Source organism: Bradyrhizobium sp. LMG 9283 (assembly GCF_045571415.1).
Lineage (GTDB): Bacteria > Pseudomonadota > Alphaproteobacteria > Rhizobiales > Xanthobacteraceae > Bradyrhizobium.
On record NZ_CP120691.1, the window covers coordinates 1,249,443 to 1,266,395 of the forward strand.

Genomic DNA, 16,953 nt, shown 5'->3' on the forward strand with positions numbered 1-16,953 from the left:
CTCTTGACACCAGGGTGGCCGGACATTTGCATAGGCGCTCAGGACATCCATGACTGGCGCGTTCGTGCGGGGGACACGTGAACTACAACTGGAACTGGGGAATCTTTTTCCAGCCGAACCCGATGGGGACCGGCACCTATCTCGACATGCTGTTGTCGGGCCTGGCGCTGACCCTCAAGACCGCGGCGCTGGCCTGGGTGATCGCGCTGATCACCGGCTCGATCGTCGGCGTCATGCGCACGCTGCCGTCGAAGGGCGCCACCTGGTTCGGCTTCGCTTACGTCGAATTCTTCCGCAACATGCCGCTTCTGGTGCAGCTGTTCCTGTGGTTCTTCGTGCTGCCGGAAATCCTGCCCAAGGCCGCCGGCCTGTGGCTGAAGCAACTGCCGAACGCGCCGTTCTGGACGGCTGCGATCGGCGTCGGCTTCTTCATGTCGGCGCGCGTGGCCGTGCAGTTGCAGGCTGGCATCTCGTCGCTGCCGCGCGGGCAGAAGATGGCGGCGACCGCGCTGGGCCTGACCACCGTGCAGGGCTACCGCTACGTGCTGCTGCCGATGGCCTTCCGCATCATCCTGCCGCCGCTGACCTCCGAGTTCCTCAACACCATCAAGAACACGGCTGTCGCCATCACCATCGGCCTGCTCGAACTGACCGGACAGGCGCGCTCGATGCAGGAATTCTCGTTCCAGGTGTTCGAGGCCTTCACGGCCGCGACCATCCTCTACCTCCTCGTCAACGCCGTCGTCGTGACCGCGATGCGCTTCCTTGAGCGCTGGGTCGCGATCCCCGGCTACATCACGGGGAAATAGCGCCATGCTCGGCAACTTCGATTTCGACGTCATCCGCCGCGCGCTGCCCTATCTGTTCTACGAGGGCATGACCTTCACGCTGACGCTGACGGGGCTCGCGGCGCTCGGCGGCTTGATCTTCGGCACGGCGCTCGCCCTGATGCGCCTCTCCGGCCTCAAGCTGCTCGGCCGGATCGCCGGCATCTATGTCGACTTCATGCGCTCGCTTCCGCTGGTGCTGGTCATCTTCTGGTTCTACTTCCTGGTGCCCTATATCGGGCAATGGCTGACCGGCGCCTCGCGCCCGATCAGCGTCGGCGCGTTCGCCTCCTCGCTCGTCACCTTCATCATGTTCGAGGCGGCGTACTTCTCCGAGATCATGCGTGCGGGCATCCAGTCGATCTCGCGCGGCCAGCCGGCCGCGGCCAGCGCGCTCGGGCTGACCTACGCCCAGACCATGCGGTACGTCGTGCTGCCGCAGGCGTTCCGCAACATGCTGCCGGTCCTGATCACGCAGACCATCGTGCTGTTCCAGGACACCTCGCTGGTCTACGTGCTGTCGATCACGGACTTTCTGGGAGCGGCCAGCAAGGTGGCGCAGCGCGACGGGCGTCTCGTCGAAATGTATCTGTTCGCCGCCGTCGTCTACTTCACCATTTCCTGTATCGCGTCCTACGGCGTCCGCCGCCTCCAGGCGCGCATTGCCATCATTCGATAGGTGGAATTTGGCTTTGAGCTATGAAGGCGAGCTCCTCTTCACCTCTCCCGTAGGGAGAGGTCGGATCGCGTCAGCGATCCGGGTGAGGGGTTTCGCACCAACGAAGGACCTGAATCCCTCACCCGGCGCTTCGCGCCGACCTCTCCCCTTGGGAGAGGTGATCCGCATTTGCCGCTAGCTCTTGAGCCTCGTCATGATCGAAATCAGCCACGTCAACAAATGGTACAGCCCGAGTTTCCAGGTGCTGACCGACTGCACCACCAGCGTCACCAAAGGCGAGGTGGTCGTGGTCTGCGGTCCTTCCGGCTCGGGCAAGTCGACGCTGATCAAATGCGTCAACGCGCTGGAGCCTTTCCAGAGCGGCGACATCCTGGTCGACGGCACCAAGGTCAACGATCCCAAGACTGATCTGCCGAAGCTGCGCTCACGCGTCGGCATGGTATTCCAGCATTTCGAGCTGTTTCCGCACCTCAAGATCATCGACAATCTCTGTCTCGCCCAGGAGAAGGTGCTTGGACGCGGCCACGACAAGTCGGTCACCAAGGGCATGCAGTTGCTGGAGCGCGTCGGCTTGAAGGAGCAGGCGCAGAAGTTTCCCGCGCAGCTCTCCGGCGGCCAGCAGCAGCGTGTCGCGATTGCACGAGCGCTCGCGATGGATCCGATCGTGATGCTGTTCGACGAGCCGACCTCGGCGCTCGATCCCGAAATGGTCAGCGAAGTGCTCGACGTCATGGTCGATCTTGCCCGCGAAGGCATGACCATGATGGTCGTGACCCACGAAATGGGCTTTGCCCGCAAGGTCGCCAACCGGGTGATCTTCATGGACCGCGGCGAGATCGTCGAGGACGCTCCGAAGGACGATTTCTTCGGCAAGCCCCGCAGTGACCGCGCGCAGAAGTTCTTGTCGAAGATTCTGTCGCATTAGCCGTTGCTGTCATTCCGAGACGCGACGCAGTCGCGAGCCCGGAATCCATTTGGCGGCGGTACGCGATGTGAGATGGATTCGGGGCTCATTCGCTTTGCGAATGCCCCGGAATGACCGATCGAGGGTTTATCGGGCCCGGCAAATCTCCTATACCGACAGGAATTCCCCTTTCCCCTCCCAGGAGACCTGCCTTGGACCCGCTCGCCTATGTCAACGGCTCATTCGTCCCGCTCTCGGAAGCCAAAATCTCGGTCCTCGATCGCGGCTTCCTGTTCGCCGACGGCATCTACGAGGTCTCGGCGGTGCTGGATGGCAAGCTGGTCGACAATGCCTCGCATCTGGCACGGCTGGAGCGGTCGGTCGGCGAGATCAAGCTGAAGTTGCCCGAGACGCTCGATCGCATCACCGAGCTGCAGAAGGAGCTGATCGCGCGCAACAAGGTCGAGAATGGCCTGGTCTACCTCCAGGTCACGCGCGGCGCCGACAAAGGCCGCGACTTCCCGTTCCCCAAGGGCGACGTCAAGTCGAGCCTGGTGATGTTCACCTCGGAGAAGGACATCATCAACGCCCCCGTGGCCAAGACCGGCATCAACGTGATCACGGTGCCCGACATTCGCTGGGAGCGCCGCGACATCAAGAGCGTCGCGCTGCTGGCGCAGGTGCTGGCAAAGCAGGCCGCGGCCGAAGCCGGCGCCGGCGAAGCCTGGATGCTGCAAGATGGATATGTCACCGAGGGCGGCTCGTCCTCGGCGTTCATCCTGACCAAGGACAATGTCATCGTCACCCGCAAGAACTCCAATGCGATCCTGCCGGGCTGCACCCGCAAGGCCGTGATCGCGCTTGCCGAGGAGCGCCAGCTCCGTGTCGAGGAGCGGTCCTTCACCGTCGCCGAGGCGCTCGCTGCCAAGGAGGCCTTCATCACCAGCGCATCCTCCTTCGTGCAGCCGGTGGTCGCCATCGACGGCAAGACGATCGGCGGCGGCAAGCCCGGTCCGATGGCAACGCGGCTGCGCGAGATCTACGTGGAGTTCGCCAAGGCGACGGCGGTTTAAGCCACACCCACTGCTGTCATCGCCCGGCTTGGCGATCCAGTATTCCAGAGGCAGTAGTTCTTGAATCGTGAGGCCGCGGCGTACTGGATGCCCCGGTCAAGCCGGGGCATGACAATTGAGAGTGTGGAGGCGGTGTTGCGTCCATGACGCCGCCGCCTCACGCCACCGACGCCTTCACCTTCACCGGATGCACGGCGCGGAACGCGATCGCAATCCTGTTCCAGGCGTTGATGGCACCGATCAGCATGGTCAGGTTCACCGTCTCCGCATCGGAGAATTGCGCGCGAACCTGTTCGTAAACGTCGTCCGGCGCGTGCGTCTCTGAGATCAGCGTCACCGCCTCGGTCCAGGCCAGCGCGGCGCGCTCGCGGTCGGAATAGAGCGGGGATTCGCGCCAGGCATTCAGCAGGTAGATGCGCTGCTCGGTCTCGCCGCGCTTGCGGGCGTCCTCAGTATGCATGTTGATGCAGAAGGCGCAGCCGTTGATCTGCGACGCCCGGATCTTGACCAGCTCGATCAGCGATTTCTCCAGGCCTGTCGACTGGATCTGGTCTTCCAGCGCCATCAGCGCCTTCATCGTGTCGGGTGCGGCCTGGTAGAAGTTCATACGGGGTTTCATGGTCGTTCTCCTTGCTTGCCGGGTTGAATCAGTGGGCACCACCGGCCGAGGTCTGGCCGGGCTTCTTCAGGAAGAGGACGGCGAGCAGCGCCACGATCAGCGCCATGCCGAGCAGATAGAAGGTGTCGCTGAAGGCGAGGACATAGGCCTGCTTCTGCACGATACGGCCGATCGCGACGTAGGCGCGATGCGCAGCGTCCGCATGGTCGAGGACACCGTGATTGATGAAATACTGGGTGAGTTGCTCCAGCCGCGTGCGCGTCGCCTGCTCGAATACCGAGACCGACTGCATCAGCACGTTGGAGTGATATTGCTCGCGCTTGGTCAGAACGGTCTGGAGCAGCGCGATGCCGACCGCGCCGCCTAGATTGCGCATCATGTTGAACAGGCCGGAAGCCGAGCCCGCATTCTCGGCTTCGATGCCTGATGTCGCCACCGCCGACAGCGGCGCCATCACCAGTGCCTGTCCTATCGCGCGAACGACATTGGGCCACAGCAGCTGGTCGGCGGCGTAGTCGTTGCTCATATAGATGTTCATGAAATTGGACGCCGCAAACAGCACGAAGCCGATGCCGATAATGATCCGCGCGTCGAAGCGCTGCATCAGGCGCGGCACCAGCGGGATCAGCACCAGCTGCGGCAGTCCGGTCCAGGCCAGCACCATGCCGATCTGCTCGGCATTGTAGCCCTGAATGCGCGACAGATATTGCGGCAGGATGAACACCGAGCCGTAGAGCGCGATGCCGAGCAGGAAGTTCGCGAGCATGCCGAAGCCGAAATTGCGACGGACGAGCAGACGCAGGTTCAACAGCGGCTTCTTCACTGTGAGCTCGATGATCAGGAAGGCGGTCAACGCCACGGCGGCCATGATCGACAGCCTGACGATGAAGGGCGAGCCGAACCAGTCGTCCTTGTTGCCTTCCTCCAGCACGGTCTGGAGTGCCGAGAGGCCGATCGCCATGGTGATGATGCCGGCCCAGTCGCCCTCGCGCAGGAGGGACAGCTTCATCGGCTTGGCCTCGAGCGCGTACCAGAGCATGCCGACCATGATCGCGCCCGGCACCAAATTGACGTAGAAGATGTACTGCCAGCCGAAATTCTCGGTCAGATAGCCGCCGATGGTTGGCCCAATCGCCGGTGCGAACGTCGCCGACAGTGCGAACAGCGCGAGGCCGACCGGCTGCTTGCCGCGCGGCAGCAGCATGATGATCAGCGTGAAAGCCATCGGGATCAGCACGCCGCCGGTGAAGCCCTGGATGGCGCGCAGCACGATCATCTGCGACAGATCCTGCGCCAGCGCGCAGGCTGCGGACAGAGCCAGGAACAGGATCGCATTGGTGAGCAGATAAATGCGGATCGAGAACACCTGCGCGAGCCAGCCCGACAGCGGGATCACCACGATCTCGGCGATCAGATAGGAGGTCGAGATCCAGCCGCCGTCGTCGATGCCGGCGCCGATCGCGCCCTGGATGTCGGCGAGCGAGGCGTTGACGATCTGGATGTTCAGCACCGCCATGAAGGCGCCGAGCGTTGCGCCGATCACCGCGATCCAGGTTTTCGCGGGCACCGCCCGAGCGGCGGGCGTGGGAATGTTGGTGGCGGATGCGGCGTTGAGGGCTGGTTGGAGCGTGCTCATGGAAGCCTCGTCTCGGGTGCGGAGACAGGATGCGATAGGCGGACGAACTCGATAATCGAGGAAGTTCTGGAAGGATCATCCGGCAGGATTTGACAATTCCTGCCGGAGCCTTCCGGCGTCAGCTCCCGTTCGGGCGGGACGTGTTGTCGGCGAGACGTTTGGCCGTCTCGCGCTCGGCCAGCACCGTCGCCTTGGTGTCGATGGTCGGCACCGCGGACATGCCTGGGCGCAGCAGGCCGGTGAGACTGTGGTCGTCGAGCACGATCTTCACCGGAACGCGCTGCACGATCTTGGTGAAGTTGCCGGTGGCGTTATCGGGCGGCAACAGCGCGAATTCGAGCCCGCTCGCCGGCGACAGGCTGTCGACACGGCCGTGCAGGGTCCGATTGCGAAAACTGTCGACGTGCAGCTCGACCGGCTGGCCGGGCCGCACATGCGTGAGCTGCGTCTCCTTGAAGTTGGCAACGACATAGACCGCATCGAGCGGCACCACCGCCATCAATTGCGTGCCGGCTTGCACGTATTGGCCGACGCGCAAGCTGCGGGCGCCGACCGTGCCGTCCACCGGCGCGGTGATCTCGGTATAGGACAGGTTCAGCGCCGCCTGCTGCGCGACCGCACGGGCACGTTCGAGCTGGGCTGCCGCCTGGGCGCGCTGGGTGGTGAGCACGTCGATCTTGCGCTGTGCAGCCAGAAGGCCGGATTTGGCGTGCTGCAATTGCGCATTGCTGGCGCGCAGTGCCGCGTCGGTCTGCTGCGCGCGCTGGATCGTGCCGGAGCCCGACTTCATCAGGTCGTCGTACCTGGCGCGTTCCTCCTGCGCGAATTTCAGATTGGCGTCCGCAGCAGCGACATCAGCCGTGCTTTGCTCGATGATCGGCTGTTGCAGTTCGAGCTGGGCATCGATGTTGCGCACGGACGCTTCGGCAGCCGCGACATCGGCACGGGCCTGGTCGAGTGCCGCCTTGAAATCGCGGTCGTCGATCTTGGCCAGCAGCTGGCCTGCCTTGACCTTCTCGTTGTCGCCGACCAGCACCTTTGCGATGTAGCCGGAGACTTTCGGCGCGACGATCGTGGAGTCCGCCTTCACATAGGCGTCGTCTGTGGTCTCGAGGTAGCGGCCGTTGGTCCAGTAATCGTGTCCGTAATAGGCCACGGCTGCCGTCCCTGCGAGGAGCGCGAGCACCAAGGCCGCGCGCCGGACCATGTTCCGGGCCGGGATAGCTGGCGGCGCCTTGGCGTAATCGCGAGTGATTTGAGTCGCTTGCTGGAAGGTCTCGGTGCGGGGCATCTCGGACATTGCGGTCTCCTGTCGGCTCGCTGAGACTATCGGTCTTGCCGGCCCGGGTGATAATTGGCAAAATTCTGGAAGGATTATCCATTAGAGGTGGATAATCGGGGCCGTCGCCTTGGTTCGCATGTCTACCGGGTCAGGCTCGCGACTGCGCCAGGGTGATTGCTGCCTCTGTCGCGCGATTGCTGCTAATGCGTACATCCTGGTGCAGGGAAGCATGGATCGATTGACCAGCCTCGAAGTGTTCAGCCGGGTGGTGGAGACCGGCGGCTTCTCCGCAGCAGCCCGCAAGCTCAACATGTCGACCACCATGGTGAGCAATCACATTCAGGCATTGGAAGACCGGCTTGGGGTAAGGCTGCTTCACCGCACCACGCGCAAGGTCAATCTTACCGAGATCGGCAAGGCCTATTACGACCGCTGCGTCCAGATCCTCGCCGACATCGAACAGGCCGACGACATCGCGAGCGAATTGCAGTCGGTGCCTCGCGGCACGCTGCGCATTCACGTCGCCACCCATATGGTGCCGTTCGTCGCGCCGGTCGTGGCGAAACTGCTGTCGACCTATCCGGAGCTCAAGATCGATCTGCGCATGGGCGAGGCCGACGTCGATCTCATCGAGGAAGGCTACGACGTTGCGCTGCGCATGATCCCGCCGCCGGATTCGAGCCTGATCGTGCGGAGCCTTGCCACCTGGCGTCACGTGCTGTGCTGCTCCCACGATTACATCGAGAAGCACGGCCGGGTGCAGAAGCTCGACGAACTCACCGGGCATGATTGCGGTCGGCATTTGAACTATCCGTTTGGCGACGAATGGCGCTTCCTTGATCGCAAAGGCACACCGGCCTCGGTGCGTATCTCGGGCAGCTTCGTCACCAATAGCGGCGAAGCGCTGCGCAAGGTCGCGCTGGAGGGCGCTGCCGTCTGCCTGATGGCCGGGTTCCTCATTCAGGACGACCTCGAAGCCGGCCGTCTCGTCCGCCTCTTGCCGGAATATCGAACGGTTGAGCTGTCCATGAATGCGGTCTATCCGCACCGTCATCATCTGTCGGCGAAAGTCAGGACCTTCATCGACCTGCTCGTGCACCACAGCGCCGAGCAGCAGAAGCTGATCAACCCGTATTCATGAGCGGCGCTGCGCTCAGGCCGCTCGCGCCGCGCTCGGCCGCGCCAGCAGGGATTCGACCTCGGTCTTGACCGACGCGATCGCAGCTTCTTTCACGGGCCCATAGCCGCGGATGTCCATGGCAGCCTTGGCTACGGCAATGAGATCTGGAAGGCGCGCCGTGTCGAGCTCGCTCAGCATCCGCTCGATCAGGCCCTCATACCAGGCGATCAGTTCGCGCTCAGCGCGCCGTTCGGCGGTGTAGCCGAACGGATCGAACGGCGTTCCGCGCAGCCCTTTCAAGCGCGCGAGCATGGCCAGAGGCATCTGGATCCACTGGCCGAAGACGCGTTTGCGCGGACGTCCACGTGCATCGCGCCGCGACGGCAGGAACGGCGGGGCGAGGTGATACTGGATTGTGAAGCCGTCCTCGAATTCGCCCTTCAACTCGTCGAGGAAGCCGCTGCGCATGTGCAGCCGCGCCACCTCGTACTCGTCCTTGTAGGCCATCAGCTTGAACAGCGCGCGTGCGACTGCCTCGGTCAGCGCCTCGCTGTTCAAATTCGCTTCGGCATTGCGGACTTTTGCGACGATCGTCCGGTAGCGCGTCGCATAGGCCGCGTTCTGATAGGCCGTGAGGAACTCAGCACGCCGGGCGATGAGCTGGTCGAGCGTCTCGGTTTTGGGCGCATCGTCCGCGTTCGGCAGGAAGTCCGGATCAGCCGCGGCGATGCGGCCCCAAGCGAAGGCCTGCTTATTGCGTTCGATGGCGACGCCGTTGAGCTCGATCGCGCGCAACAGCGCCTGAAACGAGACCGGAACCAGACCGCGCTGCCAGGCAAAGCCGAGCATGATGATGTTGGCATAGACGGCATCGCCGAGCAGCCGTTCGGCCAGCGCATTGGTATTGATCGTGTCGAGATTGTCATTGCCGATGACCTGACGGATTGCGCGCAGGCGAGCTGGCGAAGCGAGATCGGCATCGCGGAAGCGGACCACGTCGCCGGTCGGCATCTCCGCGGTGTTGATAGTTGCGCGCGTGCCGCGGCGATAGGTGCCGGACGCCTTCGGCGAAGAGCTAACGACGAGGTCGCAGCCGATCAGCGCATCGGCCGCACCCTGGTCGATGCGCACCTGGTGCAGCGCGTCGGGACTTGACGCAACGCGGATGTAGCTCAGCACGGGCCCGAATTTTTGCGCGAAGCCGGTAAAATCCAGCACCGAGACGCCGCGACGCTCGAGATGCGCGGCCATGCCGATCAGCGCGCCGACCGTGATCACGCCAGTGCCACCGACGCCGGTGACAAGCAAGTCATAGGGGCGGTCGAGTGTTGCGGGCGCGGGCAGGGGTAGCGTGGCTGCGCGGCCGACTGCGTCGATCTGGCTCGCGCTCTTCTTCCGACGCGTCGCGCCTTCGATGGTAACAAAGCTGGGACAGAAGCCGTTCAGGCAGGAAAAATCCTTGTTGCAGGCCGACAGATTGATCTGCCGCTTGCGGCCGAACGGCGTCTCCCTCGGCTCGACGCTGAGACAGTTGGATTCGACCGAGCAGTCGCCGCAGCCTTCGCAGACGAGATCGTTGATGTAGGCAAAGCGCTTGGGGTCGGCCATTTGTCCGCGCTTGCGGCGGCGCCGCTTCTCGGTGGCGCAGGTCTGCTGGTAGATCAGGACAGAGACGCCGGGGACTTGGCGCAGCTCGCGCTGCACGGCATCCATCTCCTCGCGGGGATGGATGGTGACGCCGGACGGCAGATCGGCCGGGCCGAACTGCGCCGGATCGTCCGACACCAGCGCAATGCGCTCCACACCTTCGGCGCGGACGCTGTGGGCAATGGCATGGACGCTGACGGGGCCGTCGACCGGCTGGCCGCCGGTCATCGCCACGGCGTCGTTGAACAGGATCTTGTAAGTGATGTTGGCGCCGGCCGCGATCGCCTGCCGAATCGCCATCGAACCGGAATGGTAGTAGGTGCCTTCGCCAAGGTTCTGGAAGATGTGCTTGTGGCCGGTGAACCGCGACGATGCTGCCCAGTTCACGCCCTCGCCGCCCATCTGGATCAGTGAAGAGGTCTCGCGGTCCATCCAGCTCGCCATGAAGTGGCAGCCGATGCCGGCCAACGCCTTTGATCCTTCGGGTACTTTTGTCGAAGTGTTGTGCGGACATCCCGAGCAGAAATACGGCGTGCGTGTTGCGCCGCTGATGTTGATCGTGCGCGCCGCTTCCGGCATCAAGGCGGCGGCGCGGGCGGCGAGATTCAGGCCCGGAAACATCAGGTCGAGCCGGCGCGCCAGCACGGAAGCGAGCGCCCGCGGCGACAATTCGCCAATCCAGGAAATCAGCCTTGCGCCGGTTTCGTCATGCTTGCCCACCATGCGCTCCGGCTTGCTGCCGGGATAGTCGTAAAAGTATTCCTTGAACTGGCTCTCGATGATGCCGCGCTTCTCCTCGACCACGAGGATCTCGCGCTTGCCTTTCACGAAGTCCATGGCGTCATGCAGCGCCAGCGGCCAGACCATGCCGACCTTGTAGACGTCGATGCCGATGCTGCGGCAGGCCGCTTCATCGAGGCCCATCAACCGCAGCGCCTCCATCAAGTCGAGATGCGCCTTGCCTGTGGTGACGATGCCGTACGTCGCGTCCGGAATGTCGTAGATGTGGCGATCGATCGGGTTGGCCTTGGCGAAGGCATAGACCGCGTGCTTCTTCGCCTCCAGCCGTTCCTCGATCTGCGGACCCGGCAGGTCGGGCCAGCGATAATGCAGGCCGCCCGGCGGCGGCGTGAAGTCGGGCGTGCGGAAGACGCGCGGCGGGCGCAGCACGAAGGATGCGCCTGATTCCACGATCTCCGAAATCGCTTTGAAGCCGACCCACATGCCGGAGAAGCGGCTCAGTGCATAGCCATATTCGCCGAACGCGAGATATTCGCCGACGCTTGCGGGGTGCAGCGTTGGCATGAACCAGCTCATGAAGGCGACGTCGGACTGGTGCGGCATCGAGGAGGAGACGCAGCCATGGTCGTCGCCGGCAACCACCAGCACGCCGCCATGTGGCGAGGAGCCATAGGCGTTGCCGTGCTTGAGCGCATCGCCGGAGCGATCGACGCCGGGGCCCTTGCCGTACCAGAGCCCGAACACGCCATCGACCTCGCGATCCCCTTGCGTCTCGACCTGCTGCGAGCCGAGCACCGCGGTCGCCGCGAGGTCTTCGTTGACGGCCGGCAAGAATTCGATGCGATCCCGCTTCAGCCGTTCCTCAATGCGCCACAGTTCGAGATCGATGCCGCCGAGTGGCGAGCCGCGATAGCCGGAGATGAAGCCCGCGGTATTGAGGCCATTCGCACGGTCGCGACGCGCTTGATCGAGCGCGATGCGGACAATGGCCTGTGTGCCCGTGAGGAAGACGCGGCCCTCCTCGCGTTCGTAGCGGTCGGAGAGCTCGTAAGCGTCGAGTGACGGAATGGTGTCCATGGCGGACCTCGCGCGGCATCCCTGCTTGATAACGGAAGGTTATGCCCGCGAGGCCGGTAGGTCTTACCTATTTATCCCGCGTAGGCCGGAAATTAGGTAGAATTTTGCGTGAAGCGATCAAATTTGGTACAAGTTTCTCGAATTGAGAGGCGTCCATGATCGAAGAACAGGACACGCGAATACTCGCCCATCTCCAGAGGGATGGCCGTGCCACCAACCAGCAGCTGGCCGACGCGGTCGGCATGTCCACCTCGGCCTGCTGGCGCAGGGTGCGGGCGCTGGAGGAGAGCGGCGTCATTCAGGGCTACGCGGCGCTGGTCGCACGCGAGCAGGCGGGATTTACGATGTCCGCCATTCTCCACGTCTCGCTGGAGCGACACGATGCGAAGTTCGTCGACGAGTTCGTGGCGCGGGTCACGAAGCGACGCGAGGTGCTGGAATGCTTTGCGACCACGGGCGACGCCGATTATCACCTGCGCGTCGTGGTGCAGGACATGGCTGCCTACAACAGGTTTCTCGACGAGTTCATGTTTCGCATCCCTGGCATCCGCTACGTCCGCAGCAATGTCGTGCTGAAGGAGATCAAGACTAGTGTGGCCCTGCCGTTTTGAGCGGGTGGCCCGACTGCGGTAGGGTGGGCAAAGCGTAGCGTGCCCACCATCTGTCGCGACATCGCGGAGAGATGGTGGGCGCGGCGCAAGAGCGCCTTTGCCCACCCTTACGGCGCCGCACGTTGCGATCACCGCTGAGCCAGAGGGCGCGCGGGGCAATCATGGTGGCGGAAACAGCATCGGTGCTCATGTGCTCTGTCCGAGGTCACGGACTTTTTTCTCTGTTCCGGCCCTGAGCAAAATCATGAAGGCAAGGGCGTGGCCGACGAGCAGCAGTGGTACGTAGAGGGTGGGTATATAAATGCCAGCGCCGAACAGGCCCGGATCCGGGATCTTTGTCGCGCCCATGTAGTACGCGTTCAGTAGGTCAAGTGTCCCCCAGATGTTGAAGATCCAGACCACCGGGATGGCGATCGACCATCGCCACGAGAGAGCCGCCATCGACAGAAGCGCAAGGACGGCGGCGATAAGATCGCCCCATCCCACCTCGGCGGCAAAGCGCGAACTCAACTCGGCAGAGACGAACCCGGTCACCATGAAGTTCATTCCCAAAAACCTGAACGCATGGAAAGCTGCGATGAGCCTCAGGGCGTCATAGCGCGGCATCACGCGGATCGCCGGCCAAACATAGATCGCAGCGACCACCGAGCTGGTCAGGAAAGCGCCGGCGACGCTGAGAACGAATGGAAGATTGAAGTTCGGCACGTTCGGATTCCCTATGGTTGACCATGCTGTCGAGCCGGGACGATGCCTATCGATCCGGCTCGACGTGGCGACCCTCAGGGTTTGGCCATGAGCAGGCGGAGCGGCATGAGCGGACCGACCGCGATGTACTCGTGGTCGATGAGATTCTGCTTCGCCAGCGGCAGGCCTTCCATGATGGCGTGCCCTTCGGCGACGTCCTTGACGTTCAGCAGGAAGACCGCTCCGGTCCCATCGGACCGCGAATACCATTCGCGAACTATCCCGTTGAGATAGAGCTGGGGGGTTTGGCTGATCTCATCGGGCATCACCGCCATGACCTGTTCGCGTGTGATGCCGGGCCTGACAGTCGGAATGACCATCACGCCGGTTGTCGGTGATGTGGTTTGCGCTTGGGCAAGCGATGGCTCTGCCATGGAGATAACACCTGTCAGTGGGAGGGTGAGTGCCAGGACGATGTTGCGGATTGCCTTCATCGGTTTCATCTCTCTGATCACGGCCATTGCCGCGATGTCGCAAGTGTCAGGCGCACCCAGCGGCGCGGCGCATTTGCGATCCTGATCTAAGGCCGTCTTTGCCAGAGCGACTATTCGCGATAATATTGATAGGCCATGAAGCAGAACTTCACAGTCCGGCAAGGTGCGCTCGACGGTGTGGAGGCGTTCCTGAGCGTCGCCCAGCACCGCAGCTTCCGCCGGGCGGCTGCTGAGCTCGGGGTAACGCCGTCGGCGATCAGCCAGGCGGTGCGCGCACTCGAAGCACGCGTCGGGGCCGTGCTGTTCCTGCGCACGACTCGCAGCGTCAGTCTGACCGAGGCCGGCGAACGGTTCTTTGCGCGCGCAAGGCCTGCCTTCGAGGAGCTCGTCGCGGCAAGCGGGGCCGCGCGCGACCTCGGACAGCGGCCGGCCGGGCTCTTGCGTCTCACTGTTCCGCGCTCGGTCGTGCCGATTTTGCTGGAGCCCCTGGTCGCCTCGTTCTGTCAGGCATTTCCAGAGATCGAGGTGGAGCTCGCTGCAAGCGAAGAGCTGGTCGACCTCGCCGCTGGAGGTTTCGATGCCGGCATCAGGATGGGGCAGTTCATCTCCCCGGACATGGTCGCGGTTCGCCTGACGAAACCGTTGCCTTTCCTGATCGTGGGCAGCCCGGCCTACCTTGAACGTCGCGGTCGGCCCCGGCGGCCGGACGATCTGCGCGAGCATGCATGCCTGAGATTGCGGCGATCAAACGGTGCGCTCGCACCGTGGTCGCTCAACGACGGCGGTCGTTCGATCGAGATTGCCGTTGCAGGCCCCTTCATCGCCAACGACTTCCCGACGATGTTAGGTGCCGCCGTCGAAGGCGTCGGGCTTGCGCAAGTGCCAGGGCCGCTCGCGACCGACGCCGTCAGAACGGGAAAACTCGTCGCCGTGCTGGAGAAATTCGCGCCGATGACGCCGGGGGTGTTTCTCTACTATCCCAGCCATCGACAAATCATGCCGAAGCTTCGAGCCTTCATCGATCATGTGAAGGGCCGATCCCGGGCCGCGCGCTGAGCTATTGCCCCTCCCGCACGAACCTGTTCCGCAACGTGCCGATGCCGGTGATCTCGATCTCGACGACGTCGCCGTGCTTGATGTCAGGCGAGGCACCGTCGGTGCCCATCCAGATCACATCACCGGGCCATAGCGTGAAACATCTAGTCAGCTCGACCAGGAACGGCACCACGCCGAAGATCATGTCGCGGGTAGCGAAGCGATTGGTCTCCATGCCGTTGACGCGGACGATCGTCTCCATCTTGTCGAGATCGGCTTCGGTCTCAATCCAGGGGCCCATCGGCTTGAACGTGTCGGCGTTCTTGGAGCGCCACAGGCTGCGGTCCGCCTTCTGCCAGCTACGTTCGCTGACGTCGTTGCCGATGGTGTAGCCGAACACGCAATCCATCGCGTTCGCTTCGGTGAGATGCTTCACCTTCTTGCCGATGACCACGACGATCTCGCCTTCACAATGGATCTTGTCGGTCGCAAAGGACGGGATCACGACGTCTTCGTCATGAGCGATCAGCGCGTTCTGGGCGCGATAGCCGATCTCGGGCCGGTCGGGGACCGCCGGGATCTCGCCGCGCTTGTCGGCGGCCTCCTTCAGGTGCTTCAGATAGTTCAGGCCGACGCAATAGAAGGTGCGCGGGATCAGCGGCAGCTCGATCTTGACCTCGCCAAGCGGATGCGTGCGCGAGCTGCGCTGCCATTCACCGAGCGGATCGCCGTCGATCGCGACGACCTGATCGTTCTCGACGAGACCCCAGGAGGTCGCGCCTGAGGCGGTGAATTTCAACCAGCGCATGGTGCGTCCTCATTGTTATTCCGCGGCATCGCGCGGCTGCATCTTCCAGGCACCGGCGGCCGGCCGCTTCAGTCCGAGATTTTCGCGCAACGTCTTGCCGCGATAGTCTTTCTGGAACAGGCCGCGCCGTTGCAGTTCCGGTACCATGTGTTGCACGAAATCGGCGTAGGAGCCGGGCACATAAGTCGCCGCAATGACAAAACCGTCGCAGCCGCGCTCCACGAACATCTCTTCAAGTCTGTCGGCGATCTCCTTGGGACCGCCGACCATCGCGTCCTGCACCTGGCCGCGGCCGGAGAAGGTGACGAAGTCGCGTGCGCTCGGGTTGCTCTTGCCTGACATCTTCAGCACGCCGTCGCGGAGACCTAAGATGCCCTGCATGCTCTTCAGCTCTTCCGTGGTCAGCGGCTCGTCGATGTCCTTGGAGGCGAAGTCATAATTGAGCGCTTCGGCGAGCAGCGACAGTGCGTCGATCTCGAGCGGCAACTTATTGATCAACGCCATCTTGTCCTCGGCCTCCGCCTTGGTCGCGGCGCAGACCGGCGTCGTCAGGTTGCAGAGGAACATCTGGTCGGGATCGCGGCCGTCCTTGGCGGCTTCGTTGCGCACGGCCGCATAACCTTCCTTGGCGGCGGCGAGGTTGCGCGCGGCGGTGAAGATCACTTCGCCCCAGCGGCCGGCAAAGCGCTGACCGCGGCCGGATGCACCGGCCTGGATGATGACGGGATGGCCTTGTCGCGAGCGCGGCACGGTGAACGGACCGCGAGACTTAAAGGCCGGCCCATTGTGGTCGAGCCGCTTCACCTTGGTCGGGTCGGCAAAGCGGCCGCTGGTCTTGTCCATGATGAGCGCGCCGTCTTCCCAGGTGTCCCAGTGGCCGAGCACGACCTCCATGAACTCATCGGCGCGGTCGTAGCGGGAATCGTGTTCGGGGTGGGAGTCGCGGCCCATGTTAAGCGCCTCGCCGTCGTTTAGCGAGGTGACGACGTTCCAGCCGGCGCGGCCGCCGGACATCAGGTCGAGCGTTGCAAATCGGCGCGCGACATCGAACGGTTCGTAATAGGTGGTCGAGCAGGTCGCGCCAAGGCCGAGCTTCTCGGTGACCACGCCCATCGTGGTCAGCACGATCAGCGGATCCATCTTCACGCAGCGGATGCCGTATTCGACCGTGTGGGCGTGGTCGTTGCCATAGCGGTCCGGCATCGCCAGGCGATCGTCGAAGAAGGCCATGTGGAACTTGCCGGCTTCGAGAATCCTGGCGATCTCCTGATAATAGTCCGCCGACATCGAATCGGTGCGCGAATCCGGATGCCGCCAGGAGCTCGGCAAGTTCGTGCAGTTCTGTGCCTGAAGGAAGCCGACCAGTACCATCTGCCGATTCATGCTGCTGTTCTCCTGATGCTGTCAGGCCAGATCGAACACCGTGTCGAGCCTGTACTCACGCGCCAGCGCGCGCAGCGGCTTGGTGCCGTTAACAGGCTGCTTGTTGGGTGCCATCGTCTCAAAGCGCAGGAGCGATATCAATCTCCCGTAAACCAACACAGGGCTGCAAATTCGTAAAGAGAACGCGCCCTTGGTCGAAGGCTCCTCCCGCGCGCCGGTAATTCCTGAAGTTTCGTGCTGCTCGTTCGCTGCTCGTTCACTTTGATCGACGGTTTGCAGTGCGCAATAACGACCACTTAGGCGATCGCCGTTCATAAAGGCACCGGGAAAAAT

The 16,953-nt window shown here is 63.2% G+C and carries 16 protein-coding genes; 7 read left to right on the forward strand and 9 right to left on the reverse strand.

The genetic code is table 11. From position 1 onward, the window contains the following. Positions 1-77: 77 nt before the first annotated feature. The 4 genes from P6U29_RS05850 to P6U29_RS05865 all read left to right on the forward strand — a co-directional run bounded on the left by P6U29_RS05850 (position 78) and on the right by P6U29_RS05865 (position 3,483). Positions 78-809: an amino acid ABC transporter permease gene (locus P6U29_RS05850; protein WP_407116725.1), complete on the forward strand. Its 732-nt coding sequence runs from the start codon at positions 78-80 to the stop codon at positions 807-809. Positions 810-813: 4 nt separating this feature from the next. After that, entirely contained in the window at positions 814-1,506 is a 693-nt protein-coding gene (locus P6U29_RS05855) for an amino acid ABC transporter permease (protein WP_407116726.1), read from the forward strand. Positions 1,507-1,699: 193 nt separating this feature from the next. Then, complete coding sequence (locus tag P6U29_RS05860; RefSeq protein WP_407116727.1) at positions 1,700-2,431, forward strand: amino acid ABC transporter ATP-binding protein; 732 nt, start codon at positions 1,700-1,702, stop codon at positions 2,429-2,431. A 191-nt stretch (positions 2,432-2,622) separates the two neighbouring features. Next, positions 2,623-3,483 carry a D-amino-acid transaminase gene (locus P6U29_RS05865; protein WP_407116728.1) on the forward strand — a complete coding sequence of 287 codons (861 nt, stop codon included), beginning with the start codon at positions 2,623-2,625 and terminating at the stop codon, positions 3,481-3,483. 157 nt (positions 3,484-3,640) lie between these two features. Here the strand turns inward: P6U29_RS05865 and P6U29_RS05870 are convergent, their stop codons facing one another. The 3 genes from P6U29_RS05870 to P6U29_RS05880 form a co-directional block, all read right to left on the reverse strand. Next, entirely contained in the window at positions 3,641-4,102 is a 462-nt protein-coding gene (locus P6U29_RS05870) for a carboxymuconolactone decarboxylase family protein (RefSeq protein ID WP_407116729.1), read from the reverse strand. 28 nt (positions 4,103-4,130) lie between these two features. Continuing rightward, positions 4,131-5,738, reverse strand: a complete 1,608-nt coding sequence (locus P6U29_RS05875) for an MDR family MFS transporter (protein ID WP_407116730.1) — start codon at positions 5,736-5,738, stop codon at positions 4,131-4,133. A 118-nt stretch (positions 5,739-5,856) separates the two neighbouring features. Then, positions 5,857-7,038 (reverse strand): HlyD family secretion protein, encoded by a 1,182-nt coding sequence (locus P6U29_RS05880; protein ID WP_407116731.1) that lies wholly within the window; start codon positions 7,036-7,038, stop codon positions 5,857-5,859. Between the two features lie 211 nt (positions 7,039-7,249). Between P6U29_RS05880 and P6U29_RS05885 the strand changes: the two genes are divergently transcribed. Continuing rightward, positions 7,250-8,161 carry a LysR family transcriptional regulator gene (locus tag P6U29_RS05885; RefSeq protein WP_407116732.1) on the forward strand — a complete coding sequence of 304 codons (912 nt, stop codon included), beginning with the start codon at positions 7,250-7,252 and terminating at the stop codon, positions 8,159-8,161. 12 nt (positions 8,162-8,173) lie between these two features. Here the strand turns inward: P6U29_RS05885 and P6U29_RS05890 are convergent, their stop codons facing one another. After that, entirely contained in the window at positions 8,174-11,605 is a 3,432-nt protein-coding gene (locus P6U29_RS05890; RefSeq protein WP_407116733.1) for an indolepyruvate ferredoxin oxidoreductase family protein, read from the reverse strand. Between the two features lie 155 nt (positions 11,606-11,760). Between P6U29_RS05890 and P6U29_RS05895 the strand changes: the two genes are divergently transcribed. Continuing rightward, positions 11,761-12,216, forward strand: a complete 456-nt coding sequence (locus P6U29_RS05895; RefSeq protein WP_407116734.1) for an Lrp/AsnC family transcriptional regulator — start codon at positions 11,761-11,763, stop codon at positions 12,214-12,216. Positions 12,217-12,402: 186 nt separating this feature from the next. Here P6U29_RS05895 and P6U29_RS05900 read toward each other — a convergent pair whose 3' ends face one another. Then, entirely contained in the window at positions 12,403-12,921 is a 519-nt protein-coding gene (locus P6U29_RS05900; RefSeq protein WP_407116735.1) for a hypothetical protein, read from the reverse strand. Positions 12,922-12,995: 74 nt separating this feature from the next. Further along, a complete protein-coding gene (locus P6U29_RS05905) occupies positions 12,996-13,421 on the reverse strand; it encodes a hypothetical protein (RefSeq protein ID WP_407116736.1) in 426 nt (141 codons plus the stop codon). Between the two features lie 108 nt (positions 13,422-13,529). On the opposite strand from P6U29_RS05905, the gene P6U29_RS05910 reads away from it, so the two are divergent. Further along, the gene (locus P6U29_RS05910; protein WP_027573549.1) at positions 13,530-14,450 is read left to right on the forward strand and encodes a LysR substrate-binding domain-containing protein; all 921 of its coding nucleotides are present in this window, start codon (positions 13,530-13,532) and stop codon (positions 14,448-14,450) included. Between the two features lies 1 nt (position 14,451). On the opposite strand, the gene P6U29_RS05915 is transcribed toward P6U29_RS05910, so the two are convergent. Genes P6U29_RS05915 through P6U29_RS05925 form a run of 3 tightly spaced genes read right to left on the reverse strand, consistent with a single transcriptional unit; the run spans position 14,452 to position 16,935 of the window. Further along, entirely contained in the window at positions 14,452-15,237 is a 786-nt protein-coding gene (locus P6U29_RS05915) for a fumarylacetoacetate hydrolase family protein (protein WP_407116737.1), read from the reverse strand. Positions 15,238-15,252: 15 nt separating this feature from the next. Next, on the reverse strand, positions 15,253-16,620 hold the full coding sequence (locus P6U29_RS05920; RefSeq protein WP_407116738.1) for an LLM class flavin-dependent oxidoreductase: 1,368 nt from the start codon (positions 16,618-16,620) through the stop codon (positions 15,253-15,255). Positions 16,621-16,641: 21 nt separating this feature from the next. Beyond that, entirely contained in the window at positions 16,642-16,935 is a 294-nt protein-coding gene (locus tag P6U29_RS05925; RefSeq protein ID WP_407116739.1) for a hypothetical protein, read from the reverse strand. Positions 16,936-16,953 lie beyond the last annotated feature (18 nt).

Coding starts and splice junctions, on each gene's coding strand:
- P6U29_RS05855 (WP_407116726.1), top strand. CDS start 814: ATGCTCGGCAACTTCGATTTCGACGTCATCCGCCGCGCGCTGCCCTAT.
- P6U29_RS05860 (WP_407116727.1), top strand. CDS start 1,700: ATGATCGAAATCAGCCACGTCAACAAATGGTACAGCCCGAGTTTCCAG.
- P6U29_RS05870 (WP_407116729.1), bottom strand. CDS start 4,102: ATGAAACCCCGTATGAACTTCTACCAGGCCGCACCCGACACGATGAAG.
- P6U29_RS05875 (WP_407116730.1), bottom strand. CDS start 5,738: ATGAGCACGCTCCAACCAGCCCTCAACGCCGCATCCGCCACCAACATT.
- P6U29_RS05880 (WP_407116731.1), bottom strand. CDS start 7,038: ATGTCCGAGATGCCCCGCACCGAGACCTTCCAGCAAGCGACTCAAATC.
- P6U29_RS05885 (WP_407116732.1), top strand. CDS start 7,250: ATGGATCGATTGACCAGCCTCGAAGTGTTCAGCCGGGTGGTGGAGACC.
- P6U29_RS05890 (WP_407116733.1), bottom strand. CDS start 11,605: ATGGACACCATTCCGTCACTCGACGCTTACGAGCTCTCCGACCGCTAC.
- P6U29_RS05895 (WP_407116734.1), top strand. CDS start 11,761: ATGATCGAAGAACAGGACACGCGAATACTCGCCCATCTCCAGAGGGAT.
- P6U29_RS05905 (WP_407116736.1), bottom strand. CDS start 13,421: ATGGCCGTGATCAGAGAGATGAAACCGATGAAGGCAATCCGCAACATC.
- P6U29_RS05910 (WP_027573549.1), top strand. CDS start 13,530: ATGAAGCAGAACTTCACAGTCCGGCAAGGTGCGCTCGACGGTGTGGAG.
- P6U29_RS05915 (WP_407116737.1), bottom strand. CDS start 15,237: ATGCGCTGGTTGAAATTCACCGCCTCAGGCGCGACCTCCTGGGGTCTC.
- P6U29_RS05920 (WP_407116738.1), bottom strand. CDS start 16,620: ATGAATCGGCAGATGGTACTGGTCGGCTTCCTTCAGGCACAGAACTGC.
- P6U29_RS05925 (WP_407116739.1), bottom strand. CDS start 16,935: ATGAACGGCGATCGCCTAAGTGGTCGTTATTGCGCACTGCAAACCGTC.